This is a genomic window from Commensalibacter intestini A911, from assembly GCF_000231445.1.
GTDB lineage: Bacteria > Pseudomonadota > Alphaproteobacteria > Acetobacterales > Acetobacteraceae > Commensalibacter > Commensalibacter intestini.
In genome coordinates, this window is the sequence record NZ_AGFR01000009.1 from 37,399 (window position 1) to 58,334 (window position 20,936).

Consider the following 20,936-nt stretch of genomic DNA (forward strand, 5'->3'; position numbering starts at 1 on the left):
TTTAAAAGAATTGTTTGATTGCTTCTACAATGACATCAATTGCTACGCCTTTGGCAACCAAGCTGCCTCCAACTGCAATTTTACCAAGCCATTGCTGAATTTTACTATTCTGTATTCCATCCACGGTAATATTCGGTTCAATATCGATAATCTCTTTGAACTCTTGAATCTCTGATTTGCTAATTCCCTTATCACTTAGAAAATTGACTAAAGACTGTAAATCTCCTTTAGTCACAGATATATTCTGAGCCGTCTGATTAATCGTGCTCTCTGTATTATGATTGGCCATATTTTGAACTAAGCCAATATTATAAGTAATATTTTGTGCCATTGCTTTTTCCTTATCTGTAAATATCCACTCGTCTCCTAGAACTCCTTGTTTTTCGCAGTTTAGAGTCCAATCTAAAATAATTTTTCTTATCTTAGAAAAAATTTTTTCCAATTCAGATATATGAACCTCTAAATATGCTTCTATAGCAAATATATACTCAGGATCATCTACAATCGATTGTTCTAATTTCGGGCTCAGTTTTGCAGATATCCATTTACCTTGCTCTGCTCCTTCGATGATTTTTATCAAAGATGAAATATCATTTGGGAAACCCATCCTTGATAAACGAGAGGTTTTATCAGCATCAGAAAAAGAGTAACGCTCTGTCCTACCATTCATAGAAGAAACCTTTAGTGTACCATCTACACATCTATATTCTGGTAGAGAAACTTCACAATGTTCAGTATAACCCTCAAGCTCAGCATTACACCAATCTGCAAAATCTTGCAGATCAAGTTTACAAGCAATCGCATAAGCATACTTTACCAACTCAACAATATCCGTTGATGAATCCATAGCTTGCTTTTGTAACTCTATAATCGCTTTCATAGTCGTGATGCTTATTCCTAATACAATAATTCGTTATTTTATCATAACATCATCAGTAAACTCAATTTTTCTTCAAGTTCTCAAAGTTAAAATTGTCTTTTAGGTCTTTTTCAAGGTAAGGTCACACCATCTATTTTATTCTTACTTCAGCAATCATTAACACATCATGAAACATAAAAAAATAAGACCACATTTACTCACCAATAATACAATCGATGAAAAAATTACTGTTGTTGGGTTATCCTATAAATTCCTTCATGATTGCTATCATGCTGCGCTAACAATTTCTTGGCGAAGATTTATCGTTTTTTATATTTTAATCTTCTTATTCACCAATGTTGTCTTTGCTTTTTTTTATGCCATCTTTCCACATGCCATTAATAATAGCACTAATCGAATATTAGACGCCTTCTTCCTCAGCATCCAAACCATGTCAACCGTCGGCTATGGATCTATTTCCCCCAATGGTAATTTCTCTAACTTTATTTCATCCGTTGAAATTACCTTCAGTATGATTTTAAACGCAGTATCAACAGGATTAATCTTTGCACGTTTTGCCAAGCCCATCTCCAAAATTATCTTTGCAGAACATGCTGTTATTTCGTCTCATAATGGCGTTTCCTCATTAGATATTCGCGTCGCAAATGGCAGAAAAACGGTCATGTTAAATGTATCCGTCGAAGTCTCTCTTTGCTCTTTTCATAAAGATGAGCAAGGACGTGTTTGCACCAGAGTAGAAAATCTACCTTTGACCCAAGATCGCATTCCTGTTTTAAAAGTGTTATTTGAGGCTAATCATATTATTAATGAGACAAGCCCTTTATACCATAAAACAAAAGAAGGATTAAAAAAAACCAATACAGTTATTTCTGTCAACATTACAGGTATTGATGAGGCAACAGGCCAATCAATGTATTGTTATAATATCTATGATCCAGAACAAGTAGCAATGTATTCCAGCTTTAAAGAATTAGACTGTAACCAAAATGACAACCGCATTTTTGTTAACATGACAAACTTTAATGAAATACAACCTGATCGTTCCCATCAGCCCATTGAGCCCTCTGTAAATACCACTATAGATACTTCTACAAATAAATGATGAAGGCCATGTAAATTATTTTATAACTAGAATTTCATCAAGATCCATAATATCTATATTTTCAAAGCTAAACTGTTATTTTGATACTCTACAAAATACTGAATGATTAAATCACTATGAATAAAAAACCACTTAGACCCCATTTACTGGCAGATAGTAGTATTCATGAGAAAGTTGTTGCCTCTGGCCTTTCTTATCGAGTGATCCACGACTTTTATCATTCTGCTTTGACGGTCAGTTGGCGAAAATTTATTGCCTCTTATGTACTTTTATTCTTAGTCATGAATCTTGGCTTTGCACTTTTATACTCTTTATTCCCCGACGAAGTCACTAATAGCAAAGGTCGCTTTATTGATGCGCTTTTCCTCAGTATCCAAACAATGTCTACGGTTGGTTATGGCTCCATTGCACCCAACGGTGATTTTGCCAATATTATCTCATCAATTGAAATTACCTTTGGTATTATTGTCAATGCCTTATCAACAGGACTAATGTTTGCACGCTTTGCAAAGCCTATGTCTAAAATCGTTTTCTCAAACCATGCTGTTATCTCTACCGATAATAACGCGCGCTCATTAGATATGCGTATTGCAAATGGACGCAAAACCCCTTTGTTAGACGTCACAATCCAAGCATATTTATGCTCTTTCCATCAAGATGCTCAGAATAGAATCTATCGTAAAATTGTAAACTTGCCTCTCATACAAGATCGCATTCCCATTTTTAAGGTTACTTTTGAACTCAATCATATCATTGATGAATTTAGTCCTCTATTTAAACATGATCTTGATGATTTACGACGACAACACTCTGAAATTGCCATTAAAATTACAGGATTAGATGAAGGTACAGGACAAATGATTTTCTGTTATCATGTCTATAATTTCCGTAATGTTTATGACAATTATCAATTCGAACCATTATCGTGTGAAAAACAGAGCAATATCGTTTTTATCAATATGGATAACTTTAACAAGATGAAGCCAATATCCTCTTCATCAGATTAATTTTTATAACCTACAATATAAGAATAAAAGTCAAAAAATTATTATTAACCATGATAATACTTTGACAAAAATATATTAAAGAAAAATAAATATAAACAAATAGTTAAATATATATTACCTTATTGTTATCTTGATAATCAGAATATTTCAATACGAAATTGCCACAGCAATGCCTTATTTCGATACGAAATCGTCATATTTTTACCATTTTTATAATCAAAGTTAGCTTCATAGACTAAATATATAAATGATTTTTTAAACGTCGAATAAATATTTTTAAGGATAAATTTAAGATGAAATTATTAAATATTGCTGAAAGCAAAATGGTTGCTGGCGGACATAATAACAACCATAGTAACAATAACAACAACCATAATAATAATAACAACAACCATAATAATAATAACAACAATGCTATTGATGCTACTGCAAAAGCAAACATCATTGGTCAAGGTTTAGCAAGCGGTCAAAGCTGGGCTCAAATTGGTCAAAATATTGGTAGTTACTTCCAAAATAAATACGCGCAATAATACTCTAACTCTATAAAAGTAAAACACTATCTGAACATTCATTTATATAATCTGGTCTTTAATTTAAAAGGTTGTAATAATTATTTAGATACTACAACCTTTTAAATGCATACGAATAAATTGATGACATATTATTAGCTAAAGAACTTTTTATTTAACTATATTATCCATCTGACTTGGCATGAAAAAGGGAACTTTTCCATCGCCAAGCACAGACATCCAAGCAGCCGTCGCAGCGTCTCCCCCAGAGGGTAACCACTGATCTGGGTCTTTCATCCAACTAATGATATCTTGCGCAACGAGCTCTCTATTCTTATCCCTTAATAATAAATGATACCCTACAGGAATATAATCTTTCCGAACCCATTTTGGAAAAGAAGCCCAAGCATGTTTCATGGCTTTGGCTGGAACCAGTTGATCTCGATCTCCATAAATCACCAAAATTGGATATCGCACGGAAGGTGCAGACTTTACGGCTTCCCCCATCAAACCAACCAATCCATAAAGTGCTTTAACCTTTGCATTATGTAGAGATAATGGATCGAAATATAAACGAATAAGCGATTCTTGATTATTACTTGCCACCACTTTTACAGGTGCATTTTTAGGACTTAACTCCCAATTTGGAACCACAGCATTTAAAAACTGCAAAGAAAGATCACCAATAACGCCTATTTGTTTAGGCCCCCACACTGCTGGTGCTAATAAAATATAGCCATTCACAGGCGGCGCATCAGGACGAGCTGCTAAACACATTAATAACGATCCCCCCATACTTTCCCCCATTAAATAAATCGGCGTATTTGGGTAACGTTTCTTTAAAAGATTTGTTTCTTCAATAATATCCTGCACCATCCGATCTGTTCCCGCCCAAGATCCACGCAATGGTGCCTCCCCAAATCCTCGTTGATCAGGGGAAATAATCGTAATGCCTTGATCTATAAAATAACGTGCTGAATCTTCCCAAGCATCGCGACTATCATTAAACCCATGCAAAGCCAACATAATCATTTGCTGATGTGGTGCCCGCCATACTCTAACAGGGATTTTTGCGCCATCTGATAATGTAAACCAATCATTTGCTGGAATAAAAATCTTATATTTCGCATAAGGATCATTGACTGTCTGTTTAGGAATCTCAATATGACTTACTACTGTTTCTGCATGTGCTGAATATAAGCTTCCACTAAAAAACGTATATCCCGCTATAAAAGAGAAGCAAGCACGATAGAAATATGTTAAAAAGGATCGATTTGAAATTCTCATTGGGATACTCAGTCTTGAAACAAACGAATGGTTTCAGTATTGACGTTTCTTTTGATAATAAACAAGGATATTTTAATGAAAACCGAACAATCTTCTACCTCTACTCCACAACGCGGACAGTTTGAAACTGTTTATACCAATGATAAAACAGTTTCTTGTAGCGGACATAATCCAAACTCTGCTTTAGGACACCCTCGTGTTTTTCTAAAACTCAAAGAAGGAAAAGCTGTTTGTCCTTACTGCTCTAAAACTTTTATTTTTCAAGAACAATCTGATAATAGCTAAATTGTAAATATAGACCTTACCCCATGTCATCTTCTGCAGAAAAACACCTTATCTTGGTCGATGGATCAGGATTTATCTTTCGTGCCTTTCACGGTATTCCTTTAATGTTTGATCCTTCAGGAACCCCTGTAAATGCGGTTTATGGGTTTACAAACATGATGATGAAGATCATCCGTGAACGTACAGCCAGCCATATGGCGGTGATTTTTGATGCCGGAAGAAAAACTTTTCGTAATGACATTTACCCTGCCTATAAAGCACAACGCCCCCCTCCACCAGAAGAGCTAATCCCTCAATTTGCTTTGGTCAAAGAGGCTTCTCGTTTATTGGGATTACCAACTATTGAAATGGCTGGCTGGGAAGCTGATGACTTAATTGCCAGTTATGCCAAAGCAATGGTCAAAGCTGGTGGGCAATGTACGATTATTTCCTCTGATAAAGATTTAATGCAACTGGTCAATGACCATGTGTGTATGCAAGATCCTATCAAAGAAAAAATAATCCGTGAACCTGAAGTTATTGCAAAATTCGGTGTTGAACCATCAAAGATGATTTCTCTGCAAGCACTGATGGGGGATTCTGTTGATAATGTGCCTGGTGTTCCTGGGATTGGCCCAAAAACAGCAGCAGCACTCATCAACGAATATGGTGATTTAGAAAAAGTGCTGACGGCTATTCCAACGATGAAAGCTTCTAAACGCCGAGACAATTTAGACGAGCATCAAGAAAATGCACGTATTTCTTATCAGCTTGTGCAATTAAAAGATGACTTGGAACTACCCACTCCAATTGATGAATTAGGATGTTGTGACGCAGAAGAAGAACCGTTAATTGAATGGATGCAAGAACGAGGATTCCGCTCTATTCTGGCACGTTATGCAAAAGGACAGGTTACACCTTCTAAACCAACCTCTACATCCAACAGCATTACACCAACATCACAAGAAGAATCAAAAGATCATTCTCATATTTTCTCTCCTGCTTACGAGAATTATGAAACTATTTTTTCTATTGAACAATTACAGCAATGGATCAAGCTAGCCCAAGCCACTCATTATTGTGCCATTGATACAGAAACAGACAACTTAAACGCTTTACAGGCTAATATTGTCGGAATTTCAATGGCTGTTGCTCCAGGGAAAGCATGTTATATCCCTATTGCACATCAACAAGATAATCTGTTTGAAGAACAAAGCACGCAACAACTCCCTGTAGCCGAGTTAATTAGCGCTTTTACGCCTCTTTTCACAGATCCATCTGTTTTGAAAATATTCCATAATGCCAAATATGATTTTCTAGTTTTCCAACATAATGGCTTTCCCATCCCTACGCCTTATGATGATACCATGATGATCTCTTATGTTGAGGCAGCAGGAAAACATCGTCATAATATGGACGAGTTGGCACAACTTCACCTCAATCATCAAAATATTTCTTATGATGAAGTTACTGGAACTGGTCGTAAACGCATTACCTTTGAACAAGTAGCCATCGATAAAGCCACCACTTATGCAGCAGAAGATGCAGATGTGACGTTGCGTTTATGGTTATTGTTAGCTCCAGAGATGCGCTCTTTACAAGTATTAAGTCTTTATGAAGAAATGGAACGCCCTTTAATCCGTGTGCTAACGCAAATGGAGCAAGATGGAATTTTAATTAATCCAGACTTGTTGCGATCATTATCAGAAGAATTTAGCCAAAAAATGGCTGTGCAAGAAAAAGAAATTCATCAAATTTCAGGAAAAGAATTTAATGTTGCTTCTCCTAAACAATTAGGTGAAGTCCTCTTTGATGAAATGGATTTACCAGGCGGAAAAAGAATGAAAACTGGCGCTTGGGGGACAGATTCCAAAGTCCTACAAGAACTCAGTGATAAAGGCCATACCATTGCAGATCAAGTCTTGGCCTGGAGACAGCTTGCCAAACTAAAATCTACTTACACAGACGCCCTAATTGAACAAATCAATCCCAAAACAGGTCGTGTTCATACCAGCTTTAATATGGTTGGAACCGTTACAGGACGTTTATCTTCAACCGATCCAAACTTACAAAATATTCCTATTCGTAGTGAGGAAGGTGGGAAAATCAGAGCTGCGTTTATCGCTGCCCCTGGCCATGTTTTAGTCTCAGCAGATTACTCTCAAATTGAACTCCGTTTATTAGCCCACGTTGCGAATATTCCTCAACTCAAAAATTCCTTTATTCATGGGGAAGATATTCACGCCAGAACTGCATCGGAGGTTTTTAATACTCCGATTGAAGGAATGGATCCTCTGGTTCGTCGTCAAGCAAAAGCAATTAACTTTGGTATTATTTACGGAATTAGTGCTTTTGGATTAGGTAAACAATTAGGCGTTTCCGCAGGTGTTGCAAAACAATATATTGATACCTATTTTGCACGCTATCCTGAAATCAAAACCTATATGCAAACCACCCAAGAGGAAGCCAAAGAAAACGGATATGTATTGACTCCATTTGGTCGAAAATGTTGGGTTTCAGGGATTCAAACAGCCAAAGGCCCTCAACGTGCTTATGCTGAGCGTCAAGCCATTAATGCCCCACTACAAGGTGGCGCTGCTGATATTATCAAAAGTGCAATGTTAGACATGAATCAAGCCATTAAAGAACAAGCATTACAAGCAAAAATGTTATTGCAAGTTCATGATGAACTCTTATTCGAAGTTAAAGAAGAAGATGCGAAAAAGCTGGTTAAATTAGCCAAAGAAGTGATGGAAAAAACTGTTCAACTTTCTATCCCATTAGTCGTAGAAGCAGGGATTGGTAAAAATTGGTCAGAAGCGCATTAGTTTAACAAAAAATCTGAAATTACCTTTAAAGGAATGGTCATTGATCATTCCTTTACAAAAAGTAACAGATAGAGCAAATTAACCACCTACACAGTCCTCTTATTCACAAGTAAGCAAATCAAGTAAGTTCAATGACACAAAAAAACAAAACACCTTTATTGATAATGATTTCAATTGTAGTTGTTATCGCTTTAGCTGCTGGTGCTTTTGGAATTTTTTATACCAAAAATGCAATACAAACGCCTCCTCAACAAACCGCAACAATTGGTGGAGGCTTCCAATTACTCAGCCCTTCTGGAAATGTCGTTAGTAATGGCAGTTTCAGAGGCCGTTGGATGCTGATGTATTTTGGTGCCTCTCGTTGTTTACACGATGCTTGTAGCCAAACTCTCGACAAAATAGGCAAAGTAACAGAATTACTCGGTCAAAAAGCGACCAAATTTGTTCCTATTTTTATTTCCTTTGACAGTCAATATGATACACCAGAACGGTTAATGTATTATATGAAACCTTTTAATAATAAAATCATTGCATTATCTGGCGGAGAACTGGCTATCCGTGACATTTCTATTTTATATCATGTTCCCGTAAAAACAGTTCAAGCCACTGAAAAGACAAAATTGATCGACCCTTTTGATCAATTTATTTTAATGAGCCCCACAGGAAAATATGAACGTTCTATTCCTGTTTCTGAATCTGCAGAAGCAATCGCTCAAACCTTAAATCATATTATTCAATAAATACTAACTATTCCGCCTGTTGATTTTTCTTATTTAACGAAAAATTAACAGGTACGTTGGTTTTTATTACAGGCTGTCCTGGTGCAGCCTGACATTTAATCGTTTGCACAGCACTTACCGCAGCACGATCCAAATCAAAAAAACCACTACTTTCAACAACTTCAACTTTCTGAACTTGTCCATCAGGTAATAGTTGATAACTCACCTTAACAACCCCTTCCTCATGTCGCCTACGTGCAGCCATAGGCATAGGATAATTTTTAGGTAAACCGCTACATCGCTGCGCTGCGGTCAGAGCTTTACTGGATGGTTGAGCAGAATGCGCAGTCATCGTTGTTGACGGTTGCATTGTTGATTGTGCGGTCTGAGAGGCTGCTGGATGTAAAGCTTTGTTTGTCTCTGTATGCTCTGATGACTGTGAATGGGTAGATATTTTTTCTCTGATAACAGGTTGAGACTTTATAACAGCTAAAGGTGCGATAGAATCTGTTTGAGGCAAAGGCTCTGAAACACTAGGTTGCTCTAACTCTGGGGCTTGAGGTTCATTCTGAAACGTGTCTGGTAACGAAGCAGCTTCTTCTGGAATAGGTAACGCCTCCGGCACTTCATAAGCAACCTCTACCGTAGAGTGCAAAGGATTATCATGCTTAGGAATATCCATACACCAAAAAGCAATCAACAAACAAAAACCATGCAATATAATAGCAACAAAACCATCCCCCACCAAACGACCGGAACCTATCTTCGTTAATATAGGCACCATACGTGATGAGGGAACAGGCATATCCAAAACATCTATTGACGGTAAAATCGGTTCCTGTTTCATCGTATTATTTTGCAATCATATTCATTTATGCACTTTATTCACTGCTTTGTTGATATACCTGCCACACTAATAAAGCAATTCTTCTATTTCAAGAAAAACATATTTGACAACTCTATCCTTTTTCACCAGAAAAGAAACACATTATATAAAACAAGATTGTCAATGCAGCCTCTTAATTTACATATTAATTGGATACAAAATAGAAATAAAAACCATCATTCTGGTTCTTTATACGCTATTTATGTCGTATTGACTCTGTTTATCCTTCAATTGCTAATGGCACCATTAACTTTCAGCAATTGGTGGCATTGCCCAATGATGATGGGTGAGAGCTCGGCTTCTGTTACTCCAATGAATATGGATGAGTGCATGCATATGAGCAATATGCAGCCTAGCAAAGAAACCAAGCAAGACCATCATCAGAAGTCTCAGCATGGAATGGTTTTATGCCCTCTATGTACCAGCTTTGCATTACCTACGCCTTTATTATCAGGAAACCCAGAGTTACCCGTTCTTAGTGTGGCAATCATTGCGTATCAAATGAAAGCCTATTTCTCTCAAGCACCACCCACGGTTTTAACAAATAACCACCCCCCTAGAGCACCGCCCATTCTTTGATTCTGACTTGGCTTTTCTTCAATCAGTTAAGAAAAGCAACTTACTCTATTTTTGTCTATTTTATATCAGAGTCAAATAATGTTCTCTTCTCCACGCTCGAGCTATAAACTCTCGTTACTGCTCTCTGTTTTCTTTATTCACGCGGCCCCCTCTTTGGCAGCAGAAACACCGTCTTCTCAAGCTGTATCTTCAAATACAACGCAGCCTATTCCTGCCATTAATATTAATGCAGATGATGTATCGGATGATCCAACAGAAATTACACCTGGCAGCACGCTTTTAAAAGCAGATCAGCTTAAAGACATTGTTAATAATAGTCCCGATACAGGTGCATTATTAGAAAACCAAATGGGGGTTAGTCTGTATAAATCAGGTCGTATTGCCTCTTTGCCTGTTTTAAATGGAATGGCAGATGATCGCGTTGCCACCGTTATCGATGGTATGCGGATTACTGGAGATTGTCCTAACCATATGAATCCTGCGCTTTCCTATCTTAACCCACACGATGTTTCTGTTGTGAACATCATGGCTGGGATCTCCCCTGTCAGTTTAGGAGGAGACAGCACCGCAGGAACCATCGACATTGAACGCAAATCCCCTGTTTTCTCAAAGAAAAAAGATAAAATCATTGTTACTAGTCAAGTTTCTAGTTTTTTTCATAGCAACGGCAAAGGAGTAGGCGTTTCTGGAGATACTACCGTTGCTAATGATCATCTCAGCATTCGATATAATGGGGGGTGGTCTCAATCAAGAGATTATCACGCAGGTGCTGGTGGTGGAAAAGTAAATTCTACCCAATATAAAATGTTCAATCATGACGTTACCTTAGCCTATAAAAAAGATAACCACGTCTTATCTTTAAATATAGGGCAAACAGATACACCTTATGAAGGTTTTCCCAATGCCTATATGGATATGACAAAGAATCAATCAGTATTTATTAATGGAAAATATAAAGGTGATTTTGATTGGGGAACATTGGAGGCTCGTGGCTATTGGCAACGTGTGACACACGTCATGAATATGCTGAGAGATAAAGGCGGACATACTGCGACAACAGGCATGCCCATGAATAATATTGGACGTTTAGCAGGATATGATATCAAAGGCAGTGTTTATTTAGATGATAAAAACACCCTCCGTATCGGAAATGAATTTGCTTATTACACTTTAAATGATTGGTGGCCTCCCCTACAAGGCAGCATGATGATGGGGCCTAATACCTATCACAATATTAATAATGGCCACCGCAATCGTGTAGGAACCTATGCAGAGCTCGAAACACAATGGAACCATAAAGTAACGACATTGCTTGGCGTCAGAAATGATGTTGTGATGATGAATACAGGGCAAGTTTCTGGTTATCAAGGCTTAACAGGCATGAATGCAGCTGAGCGCACTGCAATAGATCGTTTTAATAGTGCCAACCGTGGAAAAACAGACGTCAATTTTGATGTCACAGCTCTATTACGTTGGAAACTGGATCCTCATTTAACATGGGAAACTGGGTATGCTCGCAAAACGCGTTCACCCAATCTTTATGAACGTTATTCTTGGGGAACAACAGCCATGGCAACAAAAATGGTTGGCTGGTTCGGAGATGGCAATGGATATGTCGGGAATGTTAACTTAAAACCAGAAATTGCCAATACCATTAGCACCAGTTTCAATTTCCATGATGTTCAACAAGAAATTTGGGAATTAAAAATTCAACCTTATTACACTTATATTCATCACTATATTAACGTCAACTATCTGGGCAGCATGTCTGGTCGTGGTGGCACAACAGTTTCAATGCTGCAATTTGCCAATCATAATGCCCAACTATATGGGGTAAACTCTGTTGGCACGTATAATGTTTGGAATGATAAAAAATTTGGAAAAGGCGTTTTACGAGCCAATCTGAATTGGGTTAGAGGCACTGATTTAACCAATCATACCAATCTATATCATATGATGCCAGTCAATGGCACCTTAAGCCTGAATCAATATATTGGTGCATGGAGTGGACGTATTGAGGGCGAGTTTGTCAATGCAAAAGGGCTAACCGATCCATTACGCCGTGAGCCAAAAACACCTGGTTATATCTTGTTAAATATTGGCACAAGCTATACATGGAATATGTTCCGTATTGATGGCAGCATCGACAACGTCATGAACAAGAAATACTATCTTCCCATGGGAGGCTTATCTATTGGTGATCTGATTGCCAACAACCAAGTCAGAGCATTGCCTGGGATTGGTCGTTCGTTCAACGTCGCTTTAACCGCTAGCTTTTAATGGAATGTTGCTGCAATTGATACAAAATCTTTTGCAGCACCTCTTCAAACGGGTCATTCTTCACAAGAACCTCAATAAAAGACTCATCTGCATGCGGGGGATCAAGCGTTTCTAGTTGACTAGATAACAAGCTAGCAGGCATAAAATGCCCTTTTCGTTTTTGTAAACGCTGTAATAAAATATCCTGAGGCACATGAATATAAATAAAATAAAAAGAACCATGAATATCTTTTCTTAAAAGATCACGATAACTCTTTTTCAATGCAGAGCAAGTTAAAATTCCACTGCCATTCCCTGTAGTCTCACGTTCTTTTAACCAATCATGACATTTTCCCAACCAAGGTAAACGATCTTCATCTGTCAAAGGAATCCCTTCTGACATTTTCTGAACATTATGCTCGGAATGTAAACTGTCCCCTTCTTGAAAAGGCCAGTTTAATTGCTGCTGTAATCCTTTTGCCAGTTTACTTTTCCCACAGCCAGAAACCCCCATCACAACCAATAAAGACGGTTTTATCAAAGAAAGATCGACTATGGGTTTGGTCATTATCATGCTCCTATTTTATTTTAAATGATGTAATCCATCATGACCAGCAATTAACACTTCATCTGTGCAATGAATGAATAATCCACACTCCATCACACCAACGATTGAATTAAGTTCTTTTTCTAGTTTTGCAGGATCAGTAATCAATCCAAAATTACAATCCAAAATCATATTGGAACCATCCGTTAAGAAAAAATCTTTACTCTCTTTTTTCAATCGAATACTGATCTTTGCACCAATCTTTTCAAGATGCTTTGCCGTTGCTTCCCATCCAAAAGGGGTAACCTCTACAGGAACAGGCGTATGATCACCAAGCTGATCCACCATTTTACGTTCATCAACCACAACAACGAATTTCTTTGCTGCATAACGAACGATTTTTTCTCTTAATAACGCACCGCCTAGTCCTTTAATTAAATTAAAACCCTGACGCGTTACTTCATCAGCGCCATCAATATCTAAATCTAATTCAGGACATGCACCTAACGTCGTTAACTCAATACCAAAAGATTGTGCTAAATGTGCTGTTTCAATAGAAGTAGGCACACCGACAAAGCGTAATCCTTCTTCTTGCCAACGTTTCCCCAAGGCCTGCACAACACAAGCCGCAGTACTTCCACTGCCTAAGCCAACTTTCATTCCTGAAGTCACCAAAGAAGCACCCACTTCACCGACTTTCTGTTTATAAAGTTCTATTTGACTTGTATCTGTACTCATTTACTCTTCCTATTAACTTACCCAGTCAATTCTCTATTCTTTCACCTGAAACAATAGAGAATTTACCTAATAACTTATTCTCCGCCCGCAGCGCGATCAAGAATCCAATGTAACTCACCTTCTGTTTTAATCGCAGCAGAGGGATAAGGCTTGTCTTCATCACGCACTTCACGAATAATTTGTGCTTTACTTTCCCCACTAACCACAAACATCACAAAACGACTGGAAGCAATCGCAGAATACGTTAATGTCATTCTTTTATGAGGCGCATCAGAAGGTTGGCTCCAAGAAACCCATTTATCTTTTTCTTGTAAAACTGGGGTGCCAGGGAATAAAGATGCTGTATGACCATCTCCACCCAAACCTAATAAAACAATATCAAATAAAGGCTTTCCTTTTTCTAATGTTTTAGAACCATAAATGGCCTGTAATTCAGCCTGATAAATCTCTGCTGCTTTTGCAGGATCATCCAAAACTGGCATTGGATGCACATTACGGAAAGGAATATCAATATGAGCCAACAAAGATTCTTTGACCATATGAAAATTACTGTCTGAATCTGTATGAGGAACCATTCTCTCATCCCCAAAGAATAAATGAATTTTATCCCATGGCATACGATCTGCATATTCAGAGCTACCTAATAACTCATATAATCTTTTTGGCGTCGAACCTCCAGATAGTGCGATCCGCAAAGGTTCCCCTTGTTTTTCTTCTGCGTGATGTAAAATAGAACTGGCCAAATATTCTGCCTGAGCCGTTGCATCAGATAATACAAGTACATACCCTGTTTGCGCTGTATGTCCTTTATCTCCATTTTTTTCTATTTTATCACTCATCATCAATCCTCTTTATAAATATACATCTTTAAATCAAAATAAATGCCATAATAGCGAAAATAAACGCTTTGTTCTATTAAATAAAAGCTTATTACGCTCTAGGTAGAATATAATGCTCTACCGCATAAGCCCATCCATTTTCTTCATTACTTTTCGTTTGAAAATGTGCATGACGGTGCACGCGTTCTGTTGATTGTCCCATTGCAATGGATAGTCCTGCAATTTCCAGCATTGGAATATCATTATCCATATCGCCAATACAGACAATTTCAGAAATATCTATGCCATATTGCTTACCCAACTCAACCGCTGCAAACCCTTTATTTGCTTTGGGATGCGTAATATCTAAATAATGATCGGATGAACGTAATGCTCTGACGGTTTCAGGATATTTTTGATTAATTTTCTCGGCAAGCTCATCCAATAAAGCTGTATTTGTCGAAACACCTTCGATTTTAACAATTCTATTTTTATACTGATGAATACTATCAATAATCTCAACATCAGCACCAACCACTGCTTTTTCATGGGCAAGAAAAGGATCATTTAGATCAAAAGCAACCCAATCAAACCCACCAAAAATCCAAGCTTTTACGTCATTCTTTTGTAATAACTCACATACTTCATGGGCATCTTGGGTATTCATTGCTAGGCTAGAGACGACATCGCCTTTATTCCCGATAATCTCCCCACCATTTAAAGCACCAAAAGGTGTTAAAATATGAAGATCTTTAAAGAACATTTGGATACCTTGAGGCATTCTACTGCTTACCAAGCATAAATGTATCCCTGCGTCTTTTAACTTTTGAGCAGCTGCAACTGTTTCTGGTGTTAAGCTTTTATCATCTGTTAACAATGTTCCATCAATATCTGAAACAAGTAATTTTACTTTTCCTGTTGCTTCTTTTTTCTTATTTGTCTGACTTAAATTCAATCTGTCCTCCTTAACAAAATATAATAATTTGTTTTGTTTATCCTATCATGAAAATAAAAACTGTCTCTAGGTAAAAACAAATTCGTTATAAACTCTATGTAAGCACTGAAGGCTTTAATTCAATCAATAAAAAACCCCACCATTTTCATGGCAGGGTTTCATTAGAGCTTAATTTACAATCAAATTAATGTGTTTTAAGCCCAAAAACGACAGGATTAACTTCACTGCCTTCAATAGCAGCCAGCGCTTCATATTGTTTATATTTACGAACAACCGCTTGTTGAGCCATATCCATCATTTGTTCTGCTTCATTTGGACGAACACGAGCCAAATTACGGTAACGAATTTCATTACCAGCATATTGTTTTAATGGAATAGTTGGTTTTGGAGAGTCTAATTGGAATGGATTTTTACCAATTTTTCTCATCATTGGATCAAATCTAAACAAAGGCCAATATCCAGAATCTGTAGCCAACCCTTGTTGAACCAATCCTTGACGCATATCCAACCCTTGGCCAATACAATGACTATATGCAATAATCAAAGAAGGTCCATCATAGGCTTCTGCTTGACGGAAAACATCCAGTGTATGTTGAGGGTTTGCACCCATAGCCACTTGTCCAACATATACGTTATCGTAGGTCATCGCCATTAATGCCAAGTCTTTACGAACAGTTTCTTTACCGCCAGATGCAAATTTTGCAACAGAACCAAATGGTGACGCCTTAGAAGCTTGTCCCCCAGTATTTGAATACATTTCTGTATCCATCACAAGGATATTTACATTTTGACCAGAAGCTAGAACGTGATCCAAACCGCCATAACCAATATCATAAGCCCATCCATCACCACCAACAATCCAAATGCTACGGCGGATAAGATGATCTGCTACGGTTAATAAACGTTTTGCATTGACATCATCAATTTGAGATAACTTCGTTTTCAGTTCACCAACACGTAAACGTTGTGCTCTGATTTCTGACTCTTTAGCTTGAGTAGAGGTTAAAATTGCATTAACCAACTCTTCTCCAACATGATCTTTCATCTTTAACAATAGGCTTGAAGCAACATCTAATTGTTTATCTGCAGCAACTCTGAACCCTAATCCAAATTCAGCGTTATCTTCATATAAAGAGTTTGACCATGCAGGACCTTTACCTTCGGCATTTTTAGCCCAAGGTGTTACAGGCATATTCCCACCATAAATAGAAGAACAGCCTGTTGCATTTGCAACTTGTAAACGATCACCAAAAAGTTGTGTTAACACTTTAAGGTATGGCGTTTCACCACAGCCAGCACAAGCGCCAGAGAACTCAAATAAAGGTTCAAGGAACTGAACACCACGAACGTTAGAGAAGTTAATCTTACTGCGATCATTGACAGGTAATGTATTAAAGAAGTCTAAATTACGTTTTTCACGATCTAATAGAGTTTCTTTTTCAACCATGTTAATCGCTCTGACATCAGGTTCTGTCGTACTACGTGCAGGACAAACGCTTACACATAAAGTACATCCAGTACAATCTTCTACATAAAACTGTAAAGTAAAGTTTGTATTTGGATATCCACGAGCATTCACTGGTGCGGTTTTAAAGTCATCTGGTGCACTATCCAACTCTTTTTTATCATAAGTTTTTGCACGGATAACACTATGCGGACAAACATAACCACACTGACCACATTGAATACAAAGATCTTCACGCCATTCTGGAACAAAATCAGAAATGCTACGTTTTTCATAAGCAGCTGTACCAGAAGGGAATGTTCCATCAGCAGGAATTAAACTGACAGGCAAATCTTCACCACGTCCAGAGAACATCGGAACAATCACATCATGAATGAACTGAGGGGCATCTGCTGGAACTGGATTTTCTTGAGCCACGTTACTGGTTGCATGTTCTGGAACTTTAACTTCAAATAAGTGATCACAAGCTGCGTCCACTGCTTTATAGTTCTTTTGAACAATCGCATCGCCTTTAGCTGCATAAGTTTTATGAATTGATTTTTTAATATAATCAATTGCTTCGTCACGAGGCAACACACCAGAGATTGCAAAGAAACAGGTTTGCAAAATCGTATTGGTACGCATTCCAAGACCGACTTCTTGAGCCACTTTAGACGCATCTACAACAAAGAATTTAAGTTTTTTCTCAATAATACGTTGTTGAGTCAAACGAGGTAAATGTTGCCAAACTTCATCTGCACTATAATGAGAATTTAACAAGAATGTTCCGTTCTCTGCTGCATTTTCCAAAATATCTTGACGATATAAGAAATGGAATTGATGACAGCCAACAAAGTCAGCTTGTTGCACCAAATACGCAGCTTTAATTGGATTTTTACCAAAACGTAAATGAGAAACGGTTTGTGCGCCTGCTTTACGTGAATCATACACAAAATACCCTTGAGCATATTGCCCAACATCTTCTGAGATAATTTTCACACTGTTTTTGTTCGCACCAACAGTACCATCAGACCCAAGACCAAAGAACATCGCACGTTTGGTTTCAGAACTTTCGATATTAAAGCCGATATCATAATCAAGACTGCTATGAGTTAAATCGTCTTTAATCCCAACAGTAAAGCCATGACGTGGTCTTTCAACTTTTAATTCATCATAAACAGCTTTAACCATTGCTGGGGTAAAGTCTTTAGAAGACAACCCGTAACGGCCACCAATAATCAATGGTAAAGATGGCCAGTTCCCTCTAGAAACTGCATCAGCAAGTGTTGCCATCACATCAAGGTATAAAGGTTCACCCAACGCACCAGATTCTTTGGTACGATCCATGACAGCAATACGTTTCACAGTCTTTGGAAGCGCTGCCAAAATTTGTTGTGCTGGAAATGGACGATATAAACGAACATTTAACACGCCAACAGATTCACCTTGCTGACGCAAAATCTCTGCGGTTTGCTCTGCTGTTTCTGCTGCAGATCCCATCAGAATAATGACATATTCTGCATTCGGATCACCAACATATTCAACCAAATCATAATGACGGCCAGTAAGCTTTTCAAAGCGAGCCATATATTCTTCAACGATTTCCGCTGTTTTATTATAATATGGATTAACCGCTTCACGAGCTTGGAAGAATGTATCTGGGTTATGTGCCGTTCCACGAATAAATGGATTTTCAGGACTTAATGCACGATTACGATGCGCTGCCACCAAATCATCATCGATCATCTTTTCAATGACATCATCAGGAATCATATTGAGTGTATTTAATTCGTGAGATGTTCTGAAACCGTCAAAGAAATGAATAAACGGAACACGTGCTTTTAAGGTTGCTGCATGAACGATCAAAGATAAATCATGTGCCTCTTGCACAGAAGCAGAACAAAGAGAAGCAAACCCTGTCATTCTAGCTGCCATCACGTCGGAATGATCACCGAAGATAGACAAAGCTGATGTTGCAATAGAACGTGCTGCCACGTGAAATACAGTTGAAGTCAATTCCCCAGCAATTTTATACATATTTGGCAACATCAATAACAGCCCTTGAGACGCTGTAAATGTTGTGGTTAATGCACCTGATTGCAACGCACCATGAACGGTACCCGCAGCACCACCTTCACTTTGCATTTGCTGAACCGCGGGGATATTCCCCCAAATATTTTTTAGCCCTTTAGCCGCCCAAGCATCGATATCTTCAGCCATTGGCGAAGAAGGCGTGATAGGGAAAAGAGCGCAAACCTCGTTCACACGATATGCAATATGCGCAACCGCTGTGTTTGCATCCATAATTGTTTTAGACATTGTTTCTCTCCCTTACCTTAAACCTGATGTTCCGTAACCATGTCGATAGCTTGACAAGGACATGTTTCAAAACAAGCTGAACATCCTGTGCAACGATCCATGTTGACTTCATAGCCATTTCCTGGCCCTAATTTCGTTAATGCCTGCTCTGGACATGCAGCCAAACAGTTATCACATTCGTAACAGTTACCACATGACAAACAACGTTGTGCTTCATACACAGCTTCATTTTCAGAGAAACCAATAAGAGTTTCTTTAAAAGCAATACGTTCTGCTACAGGAAGTTCTTTTTGAATCGTTTGAGGGGTATCCCCAAGCAAAGGTAAGTGTAAATCTTTGTAATAAGAAATCGGATTTTTAGATGGCACTACGTAAGCTTCCCCATTCAACCATCCATTGATAAAGCGTGCTGCTTTTTTACCCAATCCAACAGCCGTTGTAACACTACGTGGACCACGAATGGCATCACCACCTGCAAAAACGCCTTCTGCGCCAGTCATCATGTCTGGACCAACAACAATCGTACCATCTGGATTAAAGATAATCCCTTGCACGACTTCTAAGAAACTACTTTGTGGGCGTTGCCCCAATGCCATAATAACCGTATCCATTGGCATGTCTTCGAATTCTTCAGTAGGTTCTGGACGGCCTGTCGCCCCAACAACCATTTTTCTAAGAACAACTTTATTCTTTTCAATCGAAGCAATCGTGCTCATACATTTAAATTTTGTGCCTTCAGCATCAGCATCCACGATTTCAAAATCATGCGCTTCCATATGAGGACGATCCCAAAAGAAGATAATCGTAACGTTCTTTGCACCCATACGAAATGCAGAACGAGCCGCATCCATCGCCGTATTACCAGCACCATAAACCAATACGTTTGCACCGACTTTTGGTTCTTTACCAGCACTGACATCATGTAAGAATTCAACAGCAGACACAACATCTGCACCATCTTGTGTAGGAATATCTAACAAAGAAGGTTTACCAGCACCAATACCTAAGAATACAGCATCGAAGTTACCTTCTTGCTTTTCTTTTTCTAAATCGTCAACACGGTGATTACAAACAATTTTGACGCCCATTTCTTTGATACGTTCAATGTCTTGTTGTAAAATATCACGAGGTAAACGATAAGCTGGAATACCATATTGCATCATTCCACCAGGAATAGAATATGCTTCTCTGATTTCAACTTCATGTCCCATACGGCGCAAATGATAAGCTGCTGATAATCCACCAGGACCCGCACCAATAATCAAAATACGTTTGCTGTTTTTATTCTCAGCAACAGGAACTTTCCAACCACTAGCATTTGCCATGTCACCTAAAAAACGCTCAACAGCGTGAATACTAACTGAACCATCTAAATCACCACGGTTACATGAATCTTCACAAGGATGATAGCAAGCGCGACCATGTACTGCTGGCATTGGGTTATTCATCAGAATATGTTCCCAAGCCTCTTGAAATTTTCCAGCCTGTGCCAACGCAAGCCACCCTTGAATATCTTCACCAGCGGGACAAGCATTATTACAAGGAGGTAAATGTTGATTATAAACAGGTAATACAGTTCGAACTGGACCTGCGAAGTCCTTTTTTTCCATATTTATTTGAGGACTCATGTCCTGTTGTTTGATTGTCATTTACATGACCTCCTTGTAAAGGCCAGACATCTAGCAATAATGTCCTACCCATTTATTTCGTTTCTTGAATGATAAATTGACTAATTTTTTATAATTAAGGTATGATAAATACCTAATCACACAGTATAATTATGCTTTATACTTGT

At 38.1% G+C, this 20,936-nt stretch carries 17 protein-coding genes; 8 read left to right on the top strand and 9 right to left on the bottom strand.

Going from position 1 to position 20,936, the window contains the following annotated elements; all coding sequences use genetic code 11:
* Window position 1: 1 nt before the first annotated feature.
* Entirely contained in the window at window positions 2-880 is an 879-nt protein-coding gene (locus CIN_RS07375; protein ID WP_008854449.1) for an AbiTii domain-containing protein, read from the bottom strand.
* A 166-nt stretch (window positions 881-1,046) separates the two neighbouring features.
* On the opposite strand from CIN_RS07375, the gene CIN_RS07380 reads away from it, so the two are divergent.
* The 3 genes from CIN_RS07380 (at window position 1,047) to CIN_RS11925 (ending at window position 3,519) form a co-directional block, all read left to right on the top strand.
* On the top strand, window positions 1,047-1,982 hold the full coding sequence (locus CIN_RS07380) for an ion channel (RefSeq protein ID WP_008854450.1): 936 nt from the start codon (window positions 1,047-1,049) through the stop codon (window positions 1,980-1,982).
* 116 nt (window positions 1,983-2,098) lie between these two features.
* A complete protein-coding gene (locus CIN_RS07385; protein ID WP_008854451.1) occupies window positions 2,099-2,989 on the top strand; it encodes an ion channel in 891 nt (296 codons plus the stop codon).
* Window positions 2,990-3,282: 293 nt separating this feature from the next.
* Window positions 3,283-3,519: a hypothetical protein gene (locus CIN_RS11925; RefSeq protein ID WP_040364184.1), complete on the top strand. Its 237-nt coding sequence runs from the start codon at window positions 3,283-3,285 to the stop codon at window positions 3,517-3,519.
* 150 nt (window positions 3,520-3,669) lie between these two features.
* On the opposite strand, the gene CIN_RS07395 is transcribed toward CIN_RS11925, so the two are convergent.
* Window positions 3,670-4,785 (bottom strand): alpha/beta fold hydrolase, encoded by a 1,116-nt coding sequence (locus tag CIN_RS07395; RefSeq protein ID WP_008854453.1) that lies wholly within the window; start codon window positions 4,783-4,785, stop codon window positions 3,670-3,672.
* Between the two features lie 75 nt (window positions 4,786-4,860).
* Here CIN_RS07395 and CIN_RS07400 point away from each other — a divergent pair, with 75 nt between their 5' ends.
* From CIN_RS07400 to CIN_RS07410, 3 genes are all read left to right on the top strand, one after another.
* Window positions 4,861-5,070 (top strand): zinc-finger domain-containing protein, encoded by a 210-nt coding sequence (locus tag CIN_RS07400; RefSeq protein WP_008854454.1) that lies wholly within the window; start codon window positions 4,861-4,863, stop codon window positions 5,068-5,070.
* A 23-nt stretch (window positions 5,071-5,093) separates the two neighbouring features.
* Window positions 5,094-7,877 carry a DNA polymerase I gene (polA, locus tag CIN_RS07405; RefSeq protein ID WP_008854455.1) on the top strand — a complete coding sequence of 928 codons (2,784 nt, stop codon included), beginning with the start codon at window positions 5,094-5,096 and terminating at the stop codon, window positions 7,875-7,877.
* A 131-nt stretch (window positions 7,878-8,008) separates the two neighbouring features.
* The gene (locus CIN_RS07410; RefSeq protein WP_008854456.1) at window positions 8,009-8,617 is read left to right on the top strand and encodes an SCO family protein; all 609 of its coding nucleotides are present in this window, start codon (window positions 8,009-8,011) and stop codon (window positions 8,615-8,617) included.
* A gap of 7 nt (window positions 8,618-8,624) precedes the next feature.
* Here the strand turns inward: CIN_RS07410 and CIN_RS07415 are convergent, their stop codons facing one another.
* Window positions 8,625-9,443, bottom strand: a complete 819-nt coding sequence (locus CIN_RS07415) for an energy transducer TonB (protein ID WP_083813369.1) — start codon at window positions 9,441-9,443, stop codon at window positions 8,625-8,627.
* Window positions 9,444-9,605: 162 nt separating this feature from the next.
* On the opposite strand from CIN_RS07415, the gene CIN_RS07420 reads away from it, so the two are divergent.
* Window positions 9,606-10,061: a DUF2946 family protein gene (locus tag CIN_RS07420; protein ID WP_040364186.1), complete on the top strand. Its 456-nt coding sequence runs from the start codon at window positions 9,606-9,608 to the stop codon at window positions 10,059-10,061.
* Between the two features lie 78 nt (window positions 10,062-10,139).
* Window positions 10,140-12,341, top strand: a complete 2,202-nt coding sequence (locus CIN_RS07425) for a TonB-dependent receptor (RefSeq protein WP_040364187.1) — start codon at window positions 10,140-10,142, stop codon at window positions 12,339-12,341.
* Here CIN_RS07425 and CIN_RS07430 read toward each other — a convergent pair.
* The 6 genes from CIN_RS07430 to CIN_RS07455 all read right to left on the bottom strand — a co-directional run bounded on the left by CIN_RS07430 (window position 12,331) and on the right by CIN_RS07455 (window position 20,790).
* Window positions 12,331-12,888, bottom strand: a complete 558-nt coding sequence (locus CIN_RS07430) for a gluconokinase (protein ID WP_008854460.1) — start codon at window positions 12,886-12,888, stop codon at window positions 12,331-12,333. The genes CIN_RS07425 and CIN_RS07430 overlap by 11 nt on opposite strands.
* Before the next feature lie 15 nt (window positions 12,889-12,903).
* The gene (gene rpiA / locus CIN_RS07435; RefSeq protein ID WP_008854461.1) at window positions 12,904-13,605 is read right to left on the bottom strand and encodes a ribose-5-phosphate isomerase RpiA; all 702 of its coding nucleotides are present in this window, start codon (window positions 13,603-13,605) and stop codon (window positions 12,904-12,906) included.
* A gap of 74 nt (window positions 13,606-13,679) precedes the next feature.
* On the bottom strand, window positions 13,680-14,447 hold the full coding sequence (pgl, locus tag CIN_RS07440; protein ID WP_008854462.1) for a 6-phosphogluconolactonase: 768 nt from the start codon (window positions 14,445-14,447) through the stop codon (window positions 13,680-13,682).
* Window positions 14,448-14,535: 88 nt separating this feature from the next.
* On the bottom strand, window positions 14,536-15,378 hold the full coding sequence (locus CIN_RS07445; protein WP_008854463.1) for a Cof-type HAD-IIB family hydrolase: 843 nt from the start codon (window positions 15,376-15,378) through the stop codon (window positions 14,536-14,538).
* Window positions 15,379-15,562: 184 nt separating this feature from the next.
* Entirely contained in the window at window positions 15,563-19,141 is a 3,579-nt protein-coding gene (gene nifJ, locus CIN_RS07450; protein ID WP_040364189.1) for a pyruvate:ferredoxin (flavodoxin) oxidoreductase, read from the bottom strand.
* Between the two features lie 17 nt (window positions 19,142-19,158).
* A complete protein-coding gene (locus tag CIN_RS07455; RefSeq protein WP_040364190.1) occupies window positions 19,159-20,790 on the bottom strand; it encodes an NAD(P)-binding protein in 1,632 nt (543 codons plus the stop codon).
* Between the last annotated feature and the right edge of the window lie 146 nt (window positions 20,791-20,936).